At 77.1% G+C, this 19,740-nt stretch carries 13 protein-coding genes; 8 read left to right on the top strand and 5 right to left on the bottom strand.

The window, feature by feature from the left end; genetic code table 11:
• Positions 1-24: 24 nt before the first annotated feature.
• From I3F54_RS00845 to I3F54_RS00830, 4 genes are read right to left on the bottom strand one after another with little or no spacing between them, the layout of a single operon-like run.
• Positions 25-1,425 carry a pitrilysin family protein gene (locus I3F54_RS00845; RefSeq protein WP_240116518.1) on the bottom strand — a complete coding sequence of 467 codons (1,401 nt, stop codon included), beginning with the start codon at positions 1,423-1,425 and terminating at the stop codon, positions 25-27.
• Positions 1,422-2,750 carry a pitrilysin family protein gene (locus tag I3F54_RS00840; protein ID WP_240116515.1) on the bottom strand — a complete coding sequence of 443 codons (1,329 nt, stop codon included), beginning with the start codon at positions 2,748-2,750 and terminating at the stop codon, positions 1,422-1,424. The genes I3F54_RS00845 and I3F54_RS00840 overlap by 4 nt, the downstream gene beginning before the upstream one ends.
• Positions 2,747-3,514 carry an ABC transporter permease gene (locus tag I3F54_RS00835; RefSeq protein ID WP_240116513.1) on the bottom strand — a complete coding sequence of 256 codons (768 nt, stop codon included), beginning with the start codon at positions 3,512-3,514 and terminating at the stop codon, positions 2,747-2,749. The genes I3F54_RS00840 and I3F54_RS00835 overlap by 4 nt, the downstream gene beginning before the upstream one ends.
• Positions 3,511-4,749 carry an ATP-binding cassette domain-containing protein gene (locus I3F54_RS00830; RefSeq protein WP_240116511.1) on the bottom strand — a complete coding sequence of 413 codons (1,239 nt, stop codon included), beginning with the start codon at positions 4,747-4,749 and terminating at the stop codon, positions 3,511-3,513. The genes I3F54_RS00835 and I3F54_RS00830 overlap by 4 nt, the downstream gene beginning before the upstream one ends.
• Positions 4,750-5,499: 750 nt before the next feature.
• Between I3F54_RS00830 and I3F54_RS00825 the strand changes: the two genes are divergently transcribed.
• The 8 genes from I3F54_RS00825 (at position 5,500) to I3F54_RS00790 (ending at position 18,814) form a co-directional block, all read left to right on the top strand.
• Positions 5,500-5,706, top strand: coding sequence for a thiopeptide-type bacteriocin (locus tag I3F54_RS00825; RefSeq protein WP_240116510.1), 207 nt, complete (start codon positions 5,500-5,502; stop codon positions 5,704-5,706).
• Positions 5,707-5,853: 147 nt separating this feature from the next.
• Positions 5,854-7,113 carry a hypothetical protein gene (locus tag I3F54_RS00820; RefSeq protein WP_240116509.1) on the top strand — a complete coding sequence of 420 codons (1,260 nt, stop codon included), beginning with the start codon at positions 5,854-5,856 and terminating at the stop codon, positions 7,111-7,113.
• 347 nt (positions 7,114-7,460) lie between these two features.
• Positions 7,461-8,543, top strand: a complete 1,083-nt coding sequence (locus I3F54_RS00815) for an LLM class flavin-dependent oxidoreductase (protein ID WP_240116507.1) — start codon at positions 7,461-7,463, stop codon at positions 8,541-8,543.
• Positions 8,544-8,930: 387 nt separating this feature from the next.
• Entirely contained in the window at positions 8,931-11,597 is a 2,667-nt protein-coding gene (locus I3F54_RS00810; protein WP_240116506.1) for a lantibiotic dehydratase family protein, read from the top strand.
• Complete coding sequence (locus I3F54_RS00805; protein WP_240116505.1) at positions 11,594-13,744, top strand: hypothetical protein; 2,151 nt, start codon at positions 11,594-11,596, stop codon at positions 13,742-13,744. The genes I3F54_RS00810 and I3F54_RS00805 overlap by 4 nt, the downstream gene beginning before the upstream one ends.
• Entirely contained in the window at positions 13,741-16,002 is a 2,262-nt protein-coding gene (locus I3F54_RS00800) for a YcaO-like family protein (RefSeq protein ID WP_240116504.1), read from the top strand. The genes I3F54_RS00805 and I3F54_RS00800 overlap by 4 nt, the downstream gene beginning before the upstream one ends.
• 202 nt (positions 16,003-16,204) lie before the next feature.
• Complete coding sequence (locus I3F54_RS00795) at positions 16,205-17,779, top strand: hypothetical protein (RefSeq protein WP_240116502.1); 1,575 nt, start codon at positions 16,205-16,207, stop codon at positions 17,777-17,779.
• Between the two features lie 9 nt (positions 17,780-17,788).
• Complete coding sequence (locus I3F54_RS00790; protein WP_240116500.1) at positions 17,789-18,814, top strand: thiopeptide-type bacteriocin biosynthesis protein; 1,026 nt, start codon at positions 17,789-17,791, stop codon at positions 18,812-18,814.
• A 190-nt stretch (positions 18,815-19,004) separates the two neighbouring features.
• Here the strand turns inward: I3F54_RS00790 and I3F54_RS32280 are convergent, their stop codons facing one another.
• Positions 19,005-19,673 (bottom strand): helix-turn-helix transcriptional regulator, encoded by a 669-nt coding sequence (locus I3F54_RS32280; protein ID WP_240116499.1) that lies wholly within the window; start codon positions 19,671-19,673, stop codon positions 19,005-19,007.
• Positions 19,674-19,740 lie beyond the last annotated feature (67 nt).

The following is a 19,740-nucleotide window of genomic DNA, read 5'->3' as shown; positions in this document are numbered from 1 at the left end:
CGGCCCCGCACGGTTCGGCCGAGATCAGTGAGCCGGGGACCATCCCGGGGGGAGCGCGGCGAGCCGGGGCTCCAAGACGGCCGGGTCGCCGGACACCACGCCGGTGAAGCGGTCGGGGGCGAGGCGGCGGGCGGCGTCGCGGACCGCGTCGGGGTCGACGGTGCGCAGCCGGTGCAGATGGCCCGGCAGCCAGTGGTGGTCGAGCCCGGCCCGGTCGAGGGCGACGAGCAGGCGGGCCAGGCCGCGTCGCCCCGACAGCGACAGTGCGGTGAGGCCGGCCGCGTGGGACCGGGCCGCGAGTACCTCCTCCGCGGTCGGCGGCACCGCGCCGGCCACAGCCGCCAGCTGCTCGTGCGTCGCCCGCAGGGCCGCGCCCGCGGTGTCCGGGTCGGTGTCGAACTCCACGAGCAGCGAGGCCCGTCGGCCGGCGTGCTCCGACAGGCGGGACTGCGCCTGGTAGGTCCAGCCGTGCCGTTCGCGCAGTTCACCGACGAGCCGGGAGGAGAAGAAGCCGCCGAACACCATGTTGGCGACGACCAGGGCCTCGTAGCCGGGGTCGGTGCGCGGCGGCGCGTCCGCGGCGAGCCGGATCTGCGCCTGGCGGGCGCCGGGGCGGGCCACCACGGTCACGGGGCCGGTGCGCAGCGGGGGCGGCGCGGTGGGCCCGGTGGCGGGACGGCCGGCGCGCCAGCCCGCGAGCGCCCCGCAGACGAGATCGGCGGTCGCCTCGGGGTCGCCGCTGCCGACGACGGCCAGAACCGATCCGCGCGGCACCACACGGTCCGCGGCCAGGCGGGCGACGGCACCGGGCTCCACGGCGGCCACCAGGTCGGCCCGAGGGGTCTCACGGGTGATCGGATGGTCGCCGAAGGCACGCAGCAGCAGCGCCTCGCGGACGAGGTGGCGGGGTGCGCTGCGGGCCACCTCGATACGGCGCAGCAGGCGGGCGCGTTCGGCGATGACGTCGGACGGGTCGAGCGCCGGGGCGGCCAGGCAGCGGCCCAGGACGTCGAGCAGCCCGGGCAGCCCGTCGTCGAGAGCGGTGCCGGACACCTCCAGGCCCTCCGGGTCGACGCGCACCGAGAGCCGCCCGCCGGCGTCGGCGACGCGGTCGTCGACAGCGGTCCGGTCGAGGGCGGACGGCCCGGCGGTTCCGCCGAGCAGGGTGGCGGCCAGCACCTCGGCGGTGGCGCCGCATTCGGCGGGCCCGCCGTCGAAGGGGACGTGCAGCCGCAGTTCGGCGAGCGGCACGGCGGGCCGCCGCACGGCGATCACCCTGAGGCCGTTCGCCGCGGTGCGGGTCACGGCCTCCGGCGGCCGCACGGGGAGCGGGGTGCCGAGCGGGGGAAGCCCGGCGGGCGGACGGCCGGTTCCGGCGCGCGGGGGAGCGGGCGGGGTGGTCCCGGACGTGGCGGCGGTGGTCATCCTCGGCCTCCGTGGGTGGGCGCCGGGCGCAGCAGCACGCCGCGGCGGTGCCGGCCGGCCAGCGCGGTCGCGGCGTCGGCTATCTGCCGGGGCGTGGTCCGCAACAGGCGTTCGGGGAGCCGGTCGGCGAGGGCGGCGTCCCCGTGGTGGAGCTCGAAGCGGCCGTGGGCGCGGGCGCGGGAGCCGAGCCGGTCCAGGGTCAGGTACTGCTCGGTGGCCAGCCGGGCGGCGGCACGGGTGAGTGCGGCCGGGTCGGGGCCCTTGTCGGCGAGCCGTTCCAGGGCCTCGAAGGCGGCGTCGGCCACGGCCTCGGCGGTGTGCTCGGCGGGGGTCATGGCGCGGATCACGAACACGTCCGGGTCGCGAACCTCCCAGGGCACCCCGGTCAGCCCGGCACCGGCGTGCACGAACGTGGCGAGCCGGCGTTCGCGGACGACGGTGCGGTGCAGCAGGGACGTCTCGCCGTCGCCGAGCAGCGCCCCGAGCACGGTGGCGGCCCGGTAGCCGTCGAAGTCGCCGACCGGGTCGGGCAGGCGCAGGCCCAGGGCGAGGGCGGGCAGCGGCAGCCCCGGCACGTCGTGGACGTCGATCCGGTCCGCGGTCGGCTCCGGCTCGCCGAACCGGGCGCGCGGTGGGACGGGACGGGCGGGCAACGGGCCGAAGTGACGGGCTATGGACTTGGCGCAGCGGTCGGCGTCGACGGCGCCGACCACGGTGAGCACCGCGTTGCCGGGGGCGTAGTAGGCGTCGAAGAAGGCAGCGAGGTCGTCGGGGCCGCTCGCCCGGAGGTCGGCCAGGTCGCCGTACCCGTTGTGGGTGTTGGCGAAGGTGGTGAAGACGGCGGGGGGCAACTGCACCCAGGGGAAACCGCCGTAGGGACGGCCGGTGATGTTGCGGCGCACCTCCTCGCCGACCACTGCGATCTGGTGGGCGAGGGTCTCCTCGGTGATGCGGGGCGCGCGCATCCGGTCGGCCTCCAGGAACAGCACCCGTTCCAGGGCTTCGGCCGGCACCACCTGGTAGTACGCGGTGTGGTCGCGGTGGGTGGTGCCGTTGAAGATGCCGCCGGCGGCCTGCACGAGGCGGGCGTGCAGGCCGCGTCCGACATGTTCGCTGCCCTCGAACATGAGGTGCTCGAAGAGGTGGGCGAAGCCGCTGTGTCCCTCGGGTTCGGAGCGGAACCCGACGTCGTAGGTGACGGCGACCGCCACGGCGGGCGCGTCGTGGTCCTCGGTGATCACGACGCGCAGACCGTTGTCCAGACGCAGGCGGCGCGGCACACCGCGCTCGGCCGCGGGCCGCGCCGGAGCGGCCGGGGCGCTCATCGCGCCGTGTCCTGCATCGCGCGGATGCCGAACCGTCCGGCGAACAGCACCAGCAGGACGGCCAGCCCGGCGCCGAGGAGCACCCGGGTGCTGTCGAGGTCGCCCGCGAACAGATGGCGTTCGGCGGTCACGACGTGGGTGAGCGGGTTGATCCGGGACAACCAGGCCAGCCACGTGGGGGCCAGCGACATGGGCAGCAGGATCCCCGAAAGCAGCAGTACCGGCAGGGTCACGGCGTTGAGCACGCCGCTGTAGGCCTCCTCCTGGCCCATGCGGAGGGCGAGCCCGTACGACAGCGAGGACATGCCGGCGGCGAGGACCCCGACGAGCAGGACGGCCAGCAGCACGCCGGGCAGGGAGGCGCGCAGCCCGACGGCGACCGCGCCCAGCACCAGCACGCTCGCCTGCACCAGCAGGACGACGACGTCCCGGGCGACCCGGCCGGCCAGCAGGGCGGTCTTGTGGGCGGGGCTGACCCGCATGCGGTCCAGGACACCGGCGCGCCGCTCGTTGAGGATGCCGATGCCGACGAAGATGCAGCTGAACATGGCCTGCTGGACGAGGAGCCCGGGGACGAAGACGCTCCAGGAGTCGGCGTGGTCGAAGCCGGGCCCCTCGGACAGCTTGAGCAGCAGCGGCCCGAAGAACACCAGGTACAGGGTGGGCTGGATGAGACCCACGGCGACCCAGGCGGGGTTGCGGACGGTGTAGCGCAGGGAGCGCTGGAACACCGCGAGGGCGTCGTTGACAGGCTGGGGGGTCACTGGTCCTCCCGGGGGGTGGCCGTGGCGGTCCCGCTCGCCGCCGGTCGGGCCGCCGCGCCGGCCACGGCGGGGGACGCGGCGCTCGCCGCGGGCTTTGGGCGGGCGGCCGTGCCGGGTGCGGGTGGGCCGGCGGCCGTGGCGGCCCCGGCGTCAGGGGCGGGGGCGGAGGCGGGGGCGGTCTCGGACGCCGTGCAGGGCGTTTCGCCCTCCCCGCGCCGCCCTTGCGGTTCCCGCTGCTCGTGCTGTTCCCGCTGCCCGTCGTCTCCCGGCTGTCCCTGCTGCTTGTGCCGGGTTTGCTGCGCGTGCATCGAACGCCCGGTCAGGCTGAGGAACACGTCGTCCAGGGACGGCCGTTTCACGAGGACCGACTCGACGTCCACGCCCGCGTGGTCCAGCTCCCGCAGCATGTCGGCGAGCCGGCGGCGCGCCTCGACGACCCGCACCTGCACCGCGTCGGCGGCCTTGTCCACCCGGCCCCCGGGCACGGCACGACCGACGGCGACGGCGGCCTCGGCGACCTGCCGGGTGGCGATGACCACGGTGTCCCCGGCGGTGGCGTCCTTGAGTGCCTCCGGGGTGTCGTCGGCGATCACACGGCCCTCGTCGACGACGGTGATCCGGTCGCAGATCTGGTCGGCCTCGTCCAGGTAGTGGGTGGTGAGGAAGACCGTCACGCCGTGTTCGGTGCGCAGCGAGCGCACGTGCTCCCACACGGCGGCCCGGCTGTGCGGGTCCAGACCGGCGGTCGGCTCGTCGAGGAAGAGCACCCGGGGCCGGGACACCAGGCCCAGGGCGATGTCCAGTCTGCGCCGCTGCCCGCCCGAGAGGGTCTTGGCCAGCCGGTGCTCCAGACCCTCCAGACCGAAGTCCGCGCACAGCTGCGCGGCGCGCTCGGCGGCCTCGCGGCGCCCCAGGCCGTGCAGCCGTGCCTGGGTGCGCAGTTCGTCCACCACCCGGTGCTCGCTGCCCGCGGCGCCGCCCTGCCCGACCAGTCCGATCCGCCGCCGTACCTCGCGGCGCTCGGTGACCACGTCGTGGCCTGCGACCCTGGCCGTCCCGGCGGTCGGGTCCAGCAGTGTCGTCAGCATCCGCACGGTGGTGGTCTTCCCGGCGCCGTTGCGGCCCAGCAGACCCAGCACCTCGCCCTCGGCGACGTCCAGATCCACCCCGCGGACCGCTTCCACAGCACCGTGCCTGCCCGGGAAGGTGCGCTCCAGCCCTCGCGCGGCGATCATGCGGGTGTCCCCGTTCCGCGCCCGGCACGGCCGTTCGGCCGTGGACTGATCGTGTGGCCCTCGGTCATCGTGCTCCCTTCCCTGTTGGTCGGCGCCCGGAGGCGGCCCCGAGCCGCCCGGTGGCACCGGGCGGCACCCCGTGGCGTGGCCCGCCGCCGGCCGGCGTCCGCCGGTTCGCGCGTCGTCCCGGATCCGCGCCGCTCCGTCGCCGCGCGTGGTGGCGCGCGCCCCGCCACCGCCGGACACAGGGGGCGGCGCGGAGGTGCGGTGGTACGGGCGGTGGTGCGGACCCGCGGACGATGGACGGCAACGCGGACCGGTGCCTGCGGGCTGCGCCGCGGGCCGCCTCTCCCGGCCACCGGCCACGGCGTTCGGGCACGACGGCCGGGTCGGGCGGCGCCCGGTACGCGGACCGACGATGCCCACGTCGGCGGCCCGCGTCCAGCGGTTCGGGGCGCCCGGGAGCGGCCTGGCACCAAGCTGCAGATCCGGCCGGTGATCCGCAGTTTGCTGCCGCCCGGCAGGCCTTGTTGCGGCGTGACGCGGTCGCCCACGATGAGCACCGCTCCGGTCGGCCCGTGCCGGCCGGCGGGCCGTCTCCGACGTACCGCCGGCCGCACGTCCCCGGCGGCCCGCCCGTCCGGACGGCACCTGACGCACCTGGACCGTGCCGGCCGGAGCGACCTCGCGGACACGTCCCGCTCACCCTGCGGGCGAGTCCGACAAACACCCACGAAGGGAACATGCGACATGAGCCAGACCGCGACCGAGTTCGCCGCCTTCGACCTGGAGGACCTGCAGGTCCTCGACGTGAACGACGCGGTGGCGCTGCCCGAGATGGGCGCGTCGATCATCATCAACAACGCGGAGTTCGTGGACGACGCGGAGGACGTGGTCGACGGCGCCGCGCTGGACGCCGCCTCCATCTCCTCGTCCTCGTCGTGCTGCTGCTGCTGACCGTCCGGCACTGACGGCGCTCGCGGCCCGGTCCTCAGCCCGGGCTCATGTGTGTGCCGGCCGCCGGCCGGCTCGAATACCGCTCATCACGGCGGGGGGACCACGGTCCACCAGGGTTCCCCCGCGCCCCTTCCGGAGGAGGCTCGCGTGGATCTGCCCGGACGGACCCGCATCGTACGGGTCCACGACCACTCGACGGACCCGCTGCCGCTGCTGCGCCTGCTGGCCGGTCCGCTCCGGGAGCTGACGGCACAGCAGTGGGTGCCGCTGGCGCATGTGCGCCGCGGCTGGCTGGGAGGCTCCCATCTGCGGATCACACTGCGCCCCCTGGCCAGCAACACCCTGCTTCTGGACGACTTCGCGGAACTCGCCGGCCGGGCCGCCCGGTCGTTGCCCGCGACCGCCCCCGACGAGGCGGCCTACCGGGTGCGGGCCGCGGAACTGGGCCGCTGGGAGAACGTCCCGCCGCCCCATCCGCCGCTGCGCGCCCAGGGCGTGGTGGAGGTCGACGAGGAGACCGAACCGCCGCCGGGCTGGACGCCCGCCCTGGCCGACGCCCGCGACCAGCTGTCGTCCCATCTGCTGTCCCCGCTGCTGCACAGCGTGGGAGCCGTGCCCGGTGCCCCGGCCCCGGAGCGCGGGACCGGGCCGGCGGACGGCGCGGAGGGTACCGGCGCGGACGGCACGGACGTCCTGCGCCTGGTGACGCGGGTGCTCGCGCTGCTCGCCCGCGGCCACCCGTACGGGCTGGGTGTGGGCACGCTGCCCTACCGTTCGCACGCCGAGGGCGTCATGTCGGCGGTCGGCGGGCGCACCGACCTGCGGAGTGCCTTTCGCGAACGGTACGCGAGGGACCGGGAGTTCTTCGCCGCCGCCGTCGCCGAGGAGCCGTTGTCCGCCACCCTCCCTCCGGCGCCGTCGGCCTTCGCGGCCCCTCAGGAACCGGCGTCCACCGGCTCTGCCGCGGCTCCGCCCGGCATGTCCGTGCTGGCGCACTGGGCCGCGGCGTTCGCCCGCTGCCGGGGAGTCGCCGAGGCGTTCACCGCGACGGGCCTGATCACCGACGAGACACTGGGCGCCCTGGGGTCGGCCACGGCCCCCACCGACGACCGGCCGGTGCCCAACGCCTTCCACACCGCGGCCCACCACAGCGGCATCACCGTGAGCGAGCCGTACTGGCAGACCGCCCACCGCCTCGTCCTCAACACGCTCTACTCGGCCCTCACCTGCCTGGGCGTCAGCCCGTTGCGGCGCTACTACCTGTGCTACGGGGTGAGCGAGGCCGCCGACGAACTGCTGGGCGAGACCTGGCTGGAGCGCATGTCCGGCTTCGCCGAGCGGGAGCTCCCGGAGCAGGTGCGCACCGCCGTCGAGGCCGCCGCCCGGCCACCGGTGCCCAGCCCATGAGCTCCCGGACGTCGCAAGAGGCCACGCCACCACCGTGCCGCCGGGCCCCGGGGGCGGCCCGGCCTCGGGGCCGGGGCCTGCCGGCCTGACGGGGGCCCGCACGCCCCGGCCCGCCCCACACCCGTACACCGTGCCGTCCCCGCCCGCCCCGGCACCGTACGGCACGCCTCCCGCGCCCGCTTTGGTGACCGGCCCGCCCGTGTCCCGGGCCCGCCGCGCGGGCCCACCCGATCCCGCCCGCACCGCCATCGGACCCGCCACCGCGAGGCGTCCGGCGGCGGGCCCGGCGCCCGTGCGGTGCCACCGCCGCCCACCGCCGGGCCGAGACACCCCTTTTGGAGACCACCATGCGCTTCGGCGTGTCCTTCCTTCCCGACTCCGCACCGGACGCCAAGCCCGCCACCGAGTACTTCCGCGACGTGCTGCGCATGTCCCGGATCGCCGACGAGTCCGGCATGCACTACGTCAAGATGACCGAGCACTACCTGCACCCCTACGGCGGCTACTGCCCCAGCCCGCTGGCGTTCCTGTCCGCGGTGGCCGCGCAGACCCGTTCCGTCCGGCTGATGACCGGCTGCGTGCTGCCGGTCTTCCACCACCCCATCGACCTGGCGTCCCGCATCGCCATGGTGGACGCCATCAGTGACGGCCGGCTGGAGATCGGCTTCGCCCGCGCCTACCTGCCCTACGAGTTCGAGGCGCTCGGGGTGCCCATGGACGGCAGCCGCGCCCGGTTCGAGGCCACCGTCGACGCCGTCGGCCGGCTGCTCACCGAGGAGGGTGTCACGCTCGACACCCCGTTCTTCTCGTTCCGGGACGCCACCGTGCTGCCGCGGCCCACGCAAGCGCCGCGACCGCCGTTCTGGGTCGCCGCGGTACGGTCCCCGGAGAGCTTCGTACGCATCGGAGAGCTGGGGCACGGACTGCTCATCACGCCCTCCGGCACCTCCTTCGACGATGCTCTGGTCGGCTCCTACCGGGAGAGCTTCGCCCGCGCCCACGGCGCCGGGGCGGCACCCCGGGTCGCGGCCAGCCTGCCGCTGTTCGTGGCGGAGACCGACCAGGAGGCCCGCCGCATCGCCGACATCCATCTGGACCGCTACCTGAAGGTGTGGACCTCCGCGCTGACCCGCTGGGACGACACCACCTCCAGCGACTACCAGGGCTACACCGGCTTCAACCGGATCGCCCGCACTCTCACCGCGAAGGACCTGCGCTCCTCGGGCACCGCCTTCGTCGGCTCCCCCGCGCACGTGGCGGAGCAGATCGGCCGGTTCCAGGAGCGGCTGGCCGCCGACGTGCTGCTGTGGCAGACCGACTTCGGCGGGCTGGGCGGTGCGGAGGCCTTCCGCAGCCTGGAGCTGTTCGCGTCCGAGGTGATGCCGCTCCTGGGCGGTGCCCCGGCCGAGCCGGCGGCCGCCACCGTGTGAGACCACCGCCGCGGAGGTCGCGGGACCCCTTCCCCGTAGGGCCCCGTGACCACCGCGGCGGTACCCCGGCGGGCCGGGCTCCGTGGACCCGGCCCGCCGGGCGCCCCGGCCGGGCGGACCCGGCCGCCGACCCGCGGAACCGGCCGTGCGGGACCCGGGACGGCCGCCCCGGTGGCCACCTGTCCGGCCGTCGGTCCGGTCCTCCCGGTCGTCGCCCCGCCCGGCGACCGCGTCCCCGCACCCGGACGGAGCCGCCGCCCGGACGGAGCCGCCGCCCGGCCGGGGCCGGCCCCGCCGGCCGTACCGGCTCCGTCCGCCGCCCCCGCAGTGAAACCCCGGGCCCGCCCGCCCGTCCGCCGGGCCCGCACAGGAAGGTGACCGCCCGCCATGTCCGTCGACACCTCCGTCGAGCCGACCTCCCCGCCGCAGCCGGCGGAACCCGCCCGTGCGGGCCGGCCGGTCCTCGCCGACACCCTGCTGATGCGGGTCAACCCCCTGCCCGGCCGCCGCCTGGGCGCCCCCGGCCTCACCGTCGCCCTGCGGGCGCTGGCCGCCGCCGGGACCGACGCCGCGAAGGTCGCCGACCAGGCCTGCGACGAGCTGTACGACGTGGCGGGCCGGGCCACCGGCAGGGACCGGCACCGCGCCCTGCAACTGCGCCGGGACATCCACAACCAGCGGGACCCCGCTCCCGCGCTGATGTCCGGCGACTGGCCGCCCGCGGTCGCCGCCTGGCTCGACGCACGGCAGCGGTCGCTGCTCGCACGGGCCGCGCTGACCGCGGGACACGGCGAACTGGTCGCCCACGAGCGGGCCGTACTGGCCGAACTGTGCGCCGCCGAACCGTTCCAGCTCTCCCTGGCGCTGAACTCGCCGCAGGTCCTGGACGCCGTCCGGCGCTACCGCTCCGGCTTCGCCGCCCCCTCCGCCCGGCTGCGCAAGTCCGAGCGCGGCATCCTCCAGCACCTGACCCGGGCCATGGTGCGCACCAGCCCGCTGTCCCGGTTCACGGCGGTCGGCTTCGCCCACTGGTCCCCGCAGGGGCAGCGGCTGGACGCCGGAGACTTCGACCGCCGGTCGGCCCGCGCGTTCGTCTCCCTGGACCGCGCGCTGTTCGGCGCCGTGGTGACCGGCACCGGTGAGCGGCCCTGGGACACCGAGCGGGCCGCCGCCGGGCTGCCCGCCGTCGTCGAGAGCAACCGCAGCCTGCGTGCCGACGACTCCCAGGTACGTTTCGTGCGCCGCCTCGCCTCCGGCGTGAAACTGGTCAGCGCCTCGCTCACCCGCCCGCTGTCGGTCCTGCTGGCCCTCACCGCCCTGGGCCCGATCCGCACCGACGTGCTCGCGGCGGAACTGACCGCACGGCTCGGCCTGCCGCCCGCCCGCACTGCCGGGTTCCTCGCGCAGGCGCTCGCCGCGGGCATCCTGCGGCCCGGTCCCGCCCTCGACGAGCAGCTCGCCGACCCCCTGCCCGCGGCCCGCGCCGTCCTGCGGCGGCAGGACCCGGACGCGCTGCCCGTCCTGGACGAGACGGAACGCGCGCTGCGCGACCTGACGTCCGGCGGTGTCAGCGGACGGGTGGCCGCACTGACCCGGCTGCGCCGCGCCGAGGCCGACCTCAACGCCCGCTCGCTCAGGCCGGCCCGGCTGCACGTCAACGAGGACCTCGTGCTGCCGCCCGCCCAGGTCACCGACGAGGGATACGGTCCGGCCCTGGCCGACCTGGCCGACGTCACCTCGTTCCTCTCCGTCTTCGACCGGCACCACGAGGTGCGTGCCCTGCTCGGCACGGCCTTCGCCGACCGCTACGGGCCGGGCGCCCGCGTCGATCTGCTGGACGCCGCCGACGACCTGGTGACCATGGTCTACCGGCGTGAGACCGCGCTGAGCGCCGCCACCGCCGAGGACTTCGGGCCGCCCGACGGCGCCCTCGCCGACCTGCTGGCGCTGCGCTCGGAGGCGGTGGGCCACGTACTGCTGGCCGTCGACGCGGCCGGGGACGCACCCGAGGCGGCCCTCGACCCGGCCGCGTTGGCCGCGTTCGCCGACCGGATGCCCGCGTTCTTCCGCCGCCGGGCGGCCTCGTACGCACTGCTGGTGCAGCCCGCCGACGGGCGGCTCGTGCTCAACGACTGCTACGGCGGCCGGAACCTGCTCGGCAGCCGCTTCCTGGGCCCGGACCGGGACCTCGGCGGCGACACGGCCGACCGCACCGCCGCGCGGGTGCTGCGCCAGTTCGGCAGCGCGGGCGGCACGGTGCTGGAGGACCGCGGCCTGCACAACGCGAACATCAACCACCGGATCCCCCTGCTGCCCGACACCCTCACCCCGGAGGACTGGGCGGGCCTCCGCCTCGACCACGACCCCGCCACCGACACCCTCTCCCTGACCGACCGCGACGGGCGCACGGTGGTCCCGGTCACCTGCGGCATGAAGTGGTCGGAGCTGCTGCCGGCGCCGCTGCGCATCGCCATGTGGCTGGCCGACAGCGGGCGCGTCACCCTGGACCCGCTGGCCGGCGTCCGCGCCCGCCGGCTGCGGGCCGGCGAGCCCGCCGGACGCACCATGGCCCTGCCCCGGCTGACGGCCGGTCAGGTGGTGCTGGGGCGCCGCCGCTGGTACCCCGGGGACGACTTCCCCGCGGAGGCCGGCGCCCTCGGTGAGGCGGAGCACCTGATCGCGCTGACCGACTGGCGCGCCGCGCACGACGTGCCCGAGGAGGTCGTCGCCAAGACCCCGCTGGGCGGCCTGCCGTCCCGCGAGGGCGACGACGGCGTGCGCGCCTACGTGCAGGCCCGGCGCCGCGACAAGCCGCAGTACCTGGACCTGGGCAGCGCGTTGACGGCACGGGTGCTGCCCCGGCTGCTGGACCGGCGCAGCCCCGGCTACCTGGAGGAGGCCCTGCCCGGCGTCCGGCCCGGGCGGCACGCGGTGGAGTGGGCGGTCGAGTACGACCTGCCCGCCGGGGACGCGGCCGGCCCGCCCCCGGAACCGTCCGGCGGTACCCCCACCCGGCCGGAGGCGACCGCACGGACCGAGGGGGACGCCCGATGACCGCGTCCACCGCCCCCTCCGCCACGCCGCGTACGGAGGGCACCGCGGCCCCGGAGACGTCACACGGCCGGACCGCGGGCGGAGCGGCTCAGGCCCGTCCGGGCCCCCGTACCCGGGTGAAGCTGCGCTCCGGCGCCCATCTGGCACCCGTGGCCCGGGGCGTGCACATCTCGCACTCCCGGCGGTCGTTCGTCCTGGGCGGACCGCCCGCGCTGTTCGCCCTCCTCGACCGGCACCTCGGCCCGCTGTCGGACGGCACCTGCCTGGACGACCTGGTCGCGGCCGACGGCACCGAGCAGGCCCGCCCGGTCCTTGCGCACATCCTGCGCACCCTGCTGGACCAGGGGGTGCTGCTGGACCTGGACGCCCTGGAGACCCCCGAGCCCGACCCGGACACCGCCGAACGGTACGCCGACGTCCTGGCGTTCCTGGAGGACCACAGCGACGACCCCTACGGGGTCCTCGCCGCGCTGCGTTCGGCCACCGTCGAGGTGCGCGGCTCCGGACCGGCGGTCCCGGCCCTGCTGCGGGGTCTCGCCGCCCACGCGGTGGAGCGGGTCCGGCTCCTGCCGGACGCTCCCGCACCAGAGTACGCCGGGGGCCCCGGCGCCGGAGAACCCGGCGCCGGGGAGCCCGTGCCCGGGCACGGGCCCGACGTCACCGTGCTGGTCGCCGATGTGGACCGGCCCGGCGGCCCCGACGAGACCGAGGTCTGGCGCACCGCGTCCGCCGCGGGGCACCCCTGCGTGGTCGTGGTGGCCCGGACCGATCTGGCCGCCGTGGCCGCCCCCGGTCCCCGCGGCCCTGCCGCGGACCCGCAGGCGGCTCTGGAGCGGGCCGCGTCCTGGGCCGCGCTCGAACCGGACGGCTGGACGCCGCGCCCGATGAGCGCCGTGCTGGCCGGTGCCCTGGCCGCCCGCGCCTGCGTCGAGGTCCTCACGGGCATCGGTACGGACCCGGCGGACGGCTCGGGCACCGGCCCGGCCGGCCCCGCGGCCGACCAGGTCTCCGGGCACGCCCCGGACGCCGCACCCCCCTCGTACGACACCGCACCCCATCTGACCCTGGTGTGGGGACACGCCCTGGAGTCGCGACGCATCCCCTTGACCGGACCGGCCGGGGACGGCTCGGCGGGACCGGCGGAGGACGAGGCCATCGCCTCGACAGCCTCCGCCCCCGGCGCGTCCGCCACCGCACCGCACGCTGCCCGGCCGACGGCCGTGGCACGGGCCGCCTCCGGTTCCGGTGAGGGGGAGCCGGGCGGCACCGGGAGGGAACCGGCGGGGGGAGTTCCGGGAGTCGGCGCAGGCGTCGCGGGCCGGTGGCAGCGTGTCGACGTCGCCGCGCTGCTGGCCGACCTCGCGGACGGCCGGGCAGCCGCCCCCGACCCGACCGGCGCCTACGCGGACTCGGCGCCGCTGACCGCCCGGTGGACGGGCCCGGCACGGTTCGAACGCGATCTGGACGTGGAGCAGGTACCGGTCTCCGTGGCCTCCGCGCGCTGGGTCGACTCCGAGCGCACCACGTCGGGCTGGGGCCCCAGCAGGGCCGTCGCCGGAGTGCAGGCACTCCTCGCCGGCCTGCGCACCGTCGTGGCCGGGGCGCAGGCCGCGGCTCCCGGCGGCCCGGTCGCCTGCGCGGGCGTCACCGAGCACCAGTGGCTGCTGGACGGCCTGCTGCGGCTCACGCCGGTTCCGCACCCGTACGCGCCCGGTGCGCGCGCGGTGGACTGGGACTCCGTCGCCCACCACGAGGTGCGGGCCCTGTGGGGCACCCTGCTCGACCACTTCGAGCAACCCGTACGGCTGGACCTCAGGCCGGTCGAAACGCTCGGCTGGTGGGTGGCGACCGCCGTGCGGGACGGCGACGGTGCCGTGCTGGGCCGCCAGTGGGGTCCCGGGCGGGAGTCCGCCGTGCACGCGGCGCTGGTCGAGTCCTGCGCCCGGGTCCAGTCCGGGCGAACCCGGCCGGACGGTCACGACGACCCGCCCGGGACCTGGGTGCTGCACTCGCTCGCACCGCCGCGGGCCGCGGCCCTCGCGCGCAGGGGTGCGGCGCTGCCGGGCGCGCTCGTCGCGCACCGGCTGGTCGACGACGGTGTGCTGCCCCGGCTGCCGCTGCCCTGCGGACTCCTGGAGCGGCGATGAACGCCGCTGCGGGACCGGTCCGGCAGGCGGCGGCCGCCCCGGCAGGGCCCACCGACGGCCTGGAGGCCGGGGCCGACGGGAGCGCCACGGCGGCCGATCACCCCGGGAGCGGTCCGGTACCCGGCGCGGTCGCCGAGGTGCTGGCCGGTCCGGGCGCCCCGGAGGGCTGGGACTGGAGCGGCTGGGCGCACCACCCCGGAGTGGGCGTGGTCGCCGTCAGCGGCGCCTACGACCGGACCTGGGAACAGTCGGCCCTGTCCACCGCCCGCGCGCGGGGGGCCGGCCTGCTGTCGGTGCGCGTCGACACCGGGAGCGTCCTCGTCGGCCCGTTGTGGCTGCCGCCCGGGGCCGCGGGGGAGGAGGGAGTGCCTCCCGCGTGCGCCGGCTGCCTGGTCACCCGGCGGTCGCACCGCCACCGCCCCGAGGGCGAGGAACTCCTGCGGTTCGCAGCCGAGTCCAGAGCCGCCGTGCCGCCCACGGCCCCGCCGGCCCCTCCGCGGCTGCCCGCCGTGGCCGGACCGGGCACACCCACCGCACCGGCCGGTGCCGCTTCGCCCGCATCCGCCGGTCCCGTTCCGGCCCCGGCGGGCGGTCGGCGTCCGGTGCCCCCCAGACCGCCGTGGCTGCGGCACGCCGCCGAGGTGTACGGCGCCGTGGTCGCGGCGGCACCCCTGGCGCCGGGCGAGCTGGTGGTCCTGCGCGCGGACGGATCGGTCCGCCGTCACCGGCTGCGGCGTACCTACCGCTGCCCGGTGTGCGGGACGCCCGGCGCTCCCGGGGACGCGTCCCGTCCGCCGTCGGCGCCGCGACTGCTGCCCAGGCCCAGCCCGTCGCCGGTGCCGACCCGGGCCGGGGCCCCGTTCGGCATGGACGCGGACCGGATGCGGGAGGCCCTCGCCGACTCCGGCTTCGGCCCGGCGGTGCGGGTCAGCCGTGACGCGCACGTGCCGTTCGCCATGTCCGAGGTGCGGCTGCTGGGCGGCTCACCCGCCGGGCACGGCCGGGCCCGCACGTACGGCGAGGCGGAGGCGGTCGCCTATCTGGAGGCGTACGAGCGGATGGCCGGCTACCCGCACGGGGCCGCGCCCGTCATCGGCCGCAGCCTGTCCGAACTCGGCGAACGGGCCCTGGACCCGGCCCGGTTGGGTGGTTACACCGACGCCCAGCTGGCGCATCCACTGTCCCGGGTCCGTCCCTGGGACGCCGGCACGCGCATGGACTGGGTGTGGGCGCACCGGCTGCGCGACGGCCACCCGCTGCTGGTGCCCGCGGACGCAGGCTTCTACCAGTACCGGTATCCGCCGCGAGAGCCGGGCGACCGGCGCCTGAACCACGTCCTGGAGTCGTCGAGTGGCTGCGCGCTGGGCTCGTCGTACGAGGAGGCCGCCCTGCACTCGCTGCTGGAGCTGGCCGAGCGCGACGCCTTCCTGCTGGCCTGGCACCGCCGGCGCCCGCTGCCCGAGATCGACCCCGCCACGGTGCGGGACCCGCAGAGCCGGCTGCTGCTGCACATGGCGCGGGCCCGGGGCTTCGAGGTGCGCCTGCTGGCCGCCACGGCCGACATCGCGGTACCCGTGGTGTGGGCGCTGGCGCTGCGCCAGGACGGCGCTCTGCCGGCCGCGTTCAGCACGGCGGGCGGCAGCCCGGATCCGGAGGCCGCGGTCCGGGCGGCCCTGTGGGAGCTGGCCCAGCTCACCGAGACGGGCCTGACGTGGGACCCGGTGGCGATCGAGCCGATGATCGCCGACCGGTGCCTGGTCGACGACCTGATGGACCATCCGCGGCGCAACGCCGATCCGCGCCTGCTGCCGCGGGTGACCGAGGTGCTGGGCGGTCCGGTCCTGCCCCTCGCGGACGCCTTCCCCGGCTGGCCGGGGGTCTACGCCCGTGCCGCCCGCGGAGACGTGACCCGCGGTCTCGGCTTCCTCGCGGAGCTGTACGAGGCCGCCGGACTGGCGGACGTGCTGCTGGTGGACCAGACGACACCGGAGCACTCCGACGCGGGTCTGGCCGTGGTCAAGGCGGTGGTCCCGGGCATCGTGCCGATGTGCTTCGGCCAGGTGCACCAGCGGTTCACCGGGTTGCGCCGCCTGCTCGGCGGCCTACCGGACACGCGGCCGGCGCCCGTGCCGGAGGACGGGGCCGAGCTGCCGCGCGGCACCGACGTCTCGGCGGTGACGGCGCCGCCCCGGCCGGGCGGGCCCCGCGACACGTCCGGCTCCCCCGTGGACGGCCTCGACCCGCACCCGTTCCCATGACCACCCCGCCCGTCCCGGACCCGGCCCACGCGGGGCCTCTCCCGCACCAGGGCCGTCCGTCCCCGTCCCACCCGGGAGGCGTCCGCCCGGGCCCGCCCCGCACGGCCCCCGTCGCGATGCGTCCCCCGCCGCCGTCCGCCCACCGGGCCGGTCCACCGCCCGCCGGGGCGGCCCTCCCCCACCCCACTTCTCAGGAGCCGAGTTGACCGTCGAGGCCGTCCACCGCTTCGCCTACCGCCAGGGGCCAGGCAAGGCCCTGTTCGGGGGGCCGATCGAGATCGACGACACCGTCCCCACGACCGCACTGCTCCCGCCCGCCGCGGCCCGAGGCGGCCTCGGCGCACCGCTGCCGCACGGCACCGCCGACCTGCTCCACGGCGCGGTCCACCCGCACGGCCGCGTCGGCGCCCACGCCGCCGCCGACCGGGCCGGTCATCTGCTGCTGGCGGCGCTCGGCCTGCAGCGCCGCGAGCCGTCCAACCGCTTCAACGACCACCGCCCCGTGGCCTCGGTGCGCAGCAAGTTCCCGGTGCACGCGTTCACCCTCTCCCGGCACGGCGCCGCCTACCTGGACCCCTACCGGCACGCCCTCGTCGACCTGGCGGTCCCGTACGCGGCACTGCCCGTTCCGCGCGGAGACCTGGACGTGGTGCTGGCCGCCCGGTACACCGACCTGCCCACGCCCTACGGCCGGCTCCGCGCGGCCCTCGGCGACCTGGAGACCGGCATCACCGTCCGCGGCCTGCTGGTGGCGGCCGAACTGTTCGGCGTGCGCGCCGAACTCGTCCTGGACGACGCGGACGCCGCCGCCTGCGCCCGCATGGTGCGGGCGACCGGTCCGGGGCGCTGGTCGGCCCCGGTGCGCGTGGCACTGCGGGACGTGGAGCCGCCCGCCGGGGGGAGCCCACTGCCCGGCGGCGCCCCCGGGCCCGGCGCGTACGCGGCGCTCGACGGGCTGCTCGCCGGCGCCTCCGGTCACCCCTCCCTCGACGAGGCGGACGAGGTCGCCGGCTACCGGCTCACGGCGTCCGCACCGCCCTCGGCGACGCAGGCGCCGTCCGGCGGCGACAGCGCCGCCGAGGGGACCGCCCGCACCACACCGGCCGTTCCCGGCGCACCGCAGGGCGGTGCGTCCGGCGCGGACGGCACGTCGGCGCGGCCGGGGCCGACCTGGGACCGGGTGCTGTGGAACCGCACCGCCGGGCGGGTCCCGGGGCGGCTGTCCGGGTTCTCCGGCCGCCCGGCCCGGCTGCCCGAGGAGGCGCTGCGGGAGGCGGTCGCCTGGGCCCGGGTGCCGGCGCCCACGGACGCCCTGGCCGAGGTGGGCCGGCGGGTGCGGCTGCTGGTGGCGTTGCAGGGCGTGGGCGGGCGGGAACCGGGCTACTACGAGGTCGTCGACGGCGAGGTGCAGCCGGTCCGCCACGACCCGCGGGTGATGACGCTGCTCCAGGAGGCGTTCGGCTATCCGATGTCCCCGGGCACGGACTGCGGGCTGCGGCACGCGTCCATGGTGTGGACGTGCGCGGTGGACGTGCGGGCCCTGCTGGACGACCTCGGACCGGTGGCCTGGTCGCTGCTGAACCTGTGGTGCGGATGGACCGCCCACGGACTCCAGCTCGCCGCCGCGGCACGGGGACTGTACGCGCGGCCGGCCCGGTCGTACGACGAGTTCCGGGTGCAGCGGCTGGCCGGGCTGCCGCGGCGGACCCTTCCCGTCTTCATCACCGTGTGCGGACGCTCCCGGTTCGCCGAACCGATGCTGGACCTGAGGACCTGAGGACCCGACATGGATACGGACCCGATCGGGGACGGCACCGCGCGGTGGCGCACCTGGCACCTTCATCTGCCCTCCTGGGGAGCCGACGTGACGGACCGTGCGCTGGCAGCCGGGGTGGCACCGGCGGTCGCCCGGTACGCGTCCGCCCCGGCACCGGACGGCCGTGCGGACGGCCCGGCCGCCCCGGCCGGCGGGAACCACCCCTGGTTCTTCGTGCGCTACTGGCAGGGCGGCCCGCATCTGCGCCTGCGCATCGCCGGGCTCGACGACGAGGCCGCCCAGGGCGTGGAGGACCTGCTGCACCGGGCGGTGGCCGACGTGGATGCGGAGGTCCCCGCCGAACGGCGGCTGACGCAGGCCGACTACGCCTCCGCGGTCGGTTCCCTGGCCCGGACCGGCGAGGGCACCGGGCCGCTCGACCCCGGTGCCCTGCGGCCGCCGGGAGTGGTGAGGGCCGCGTACGCCCCCGAGAACGAGCGCTACGGCGGCGCCGGACTGATGCCGCTCAGCGAGGACCTCTTCCATCGCTCCAGCGCCCTCGCGCTGCGGGCGTGCCGGGAACCCCGCACCCGTCGCCAGGTGTTCGGCCAGGCGCTGGCGGCGACCGCGGTGGCCGCCGGTGCGCTGCCCGGGCCGGAGATACGGACGTTCCTCGAAGCGGTGCGGGACGGCTGGGCGGCCTGGCTGACCGCGCACGACCGCTACGGCGGGCAGCCGGCCGGTCCCGCCGCCGCGGAGCGGGACTCCGCCGCCGGGGTGCCCGCCGCGCTGCGCACCCAGGCGGAGCGACTACGCGCGGCGGCACCGGAGTTGCGGCGGCTGATGCGTGACCCGGGACCACCGTGGCAGGAGTGGGCCGCGCCACTGCGCACGGCGGTGGACACGTGGTCCACGGCCCCCGGCGGCCGGGAACGGGCCCTCGGCGTGCTCGGCTCGCACCTGCACATGACACTCAACCGGCTGGGGGCGGGGACCGCCCAGGAGGCCCGGCTGGCCACCCTGCTGCTCCTCCTCACCGGCGACGCCCTCCCCTGAACGATCCGTACCCGCCCCCGAACGGAGCCGGGCGGCAGCGGCTCACCGTCCGCCGGACCGTGGCGTGTGCGGGCCGTCCCGCACGGGCCAGGGGCCGGTCGTGCCGAGCGGCGCCGCCACTCGGCACGACCGGTGCCTGGTCCTGGTCGTGCCGGCGAACTCGGCGCGACCGCCTCCGTGCCCCCGCCGGTCAGTGCCCGGGGGCGCAGAACGAGCCGGGGGCGACCATGCCCAGGCGTGCGGCACGTGCACCGGCCTGGAAGCGGCTGGAGGCGCCGAGGTTCTCCAGGATCTCGGCGACGTGCCGCCGGCAGGTCCGCAGCGAGACGCCCAGCCGGCGGGCGATCATCTCGTCCTTCGCGCCCTCCGCCATCAGATGCAGGATGGCCCGTTTCAGGTCGTCGCGGACCAGGACGTCGACCTGGTCGTGCCGCTCCAGCGGCAGCGCCCCCGCCCATACGGCCTCGAACAGGCCGCGGATCATCCGGACCCCGATCGGCTCGCCCACGACCGACAGCAACGGCTCGTCCCCGCACCGTCCGGCGGAGACGACGGCCAGCCGCCGGCCGACGACGAGCAGGTCCTGCGGGACGGACGGGGCGGTGCGCACCCCGAACGGCCCCCCGGGCCGCGCGAGCCACGGCGCGACCGCCGGGACGTCGCAGCTCCGGTCGATCAGCGCGCGTAGACCCAAGACGGTCCCGTCCTCCGCCACCATCCGGCGCAGCAGGCCGGGCAGCGAGGAGGTGTCCCAGCCCACCGAGCCCATCCACAGCACGTCGCCGGGGTTGCGGGCGATCGCGTCCTGCAGCAGTTCCTCGGCCCCGGCGACGTCCACCAGGGTCGCGTTGTGGCCCACGCCCCGGGGTTCGGGCCGCGGCCCGGGATCGTCGGGCGGCCCACCCGTCTTGGGTGCGTGGAGCCCG

The organism is Streptomyces sp. MUM 2J (assembly GCF_022414535.1).
Classification (GTDB): Bacteria; Actinomycetota; Actinomycetes; order Streptomycetales; family Streptomycetaceae; genus Streptomyces.
This window is presented reverse-complemented; position numbering and strand designations above follow the sequence as displayed.

Coding starts and splice junctions, on each gene's coding strand:
- I3F54_RS00845 (WP_240116518.1), bottom strand. CDS start 1,425: ATGACCACCGCCGCCACGTCCGGGACCACCCCGCCCGCTCCCCCGCGC.
- I3F54_RS00840 (WP_240116515.1), bottom strand. CDS start 2,750: ATGAGCGCCCCGGCCGCTCCGGCGCGGCCCGCGGCCGAGCGCGGTGTG.
- I3F54_RS00830 (WP_240116511.1), bottom strand. CDS start 4,749: ATGATCGCCGCGCGAGGGCTGGAGCGCACCTTCCCGGGCAGGCACGGT.
- I3F54_RS00825 (WP_240116510.1), top strand. CDS start 5,500: ATGAGCCAGACCGCGACCGAGTTCGCCGCCTTCGACCTGGAGGACCTG.
- I3F54_RS00815 (WP_240116507.1), top strand. CDS start 7,461: ATGCGCTTCGGCGTGTCCTTCCTTCCCGACTCCGCACCGGACGCCAAG.
- I3F54_RS00810 (WP_240116506.1), top strand. CDS start 8,931: ATGTCCGTCGACACCTCCGTCGAGCCGACCTCCCCGCCGCAGCCGGCG.
- I3F54_RS00805 (WP_240116505.1), top strand. CDS start 11,594: ATGACCGCGTCCACCGCCCCCTCCGCCACGCCGCGTACGGAGGGCACC.
- I3F54_RS00800 (WP_240116504.1), top strand. CDS start 13,741: ATGAACGCCGCTGCGGGACCGGTCCGGCAGGCGGCGGCCGCCCCGGCA.
- I3F54_RS00790 (WP_240116500.1), top strand. CDS start 17,789: ATGGATACGGACCCGATCGGGGACGGCACCGCGCGGTGGCGCACCTGG.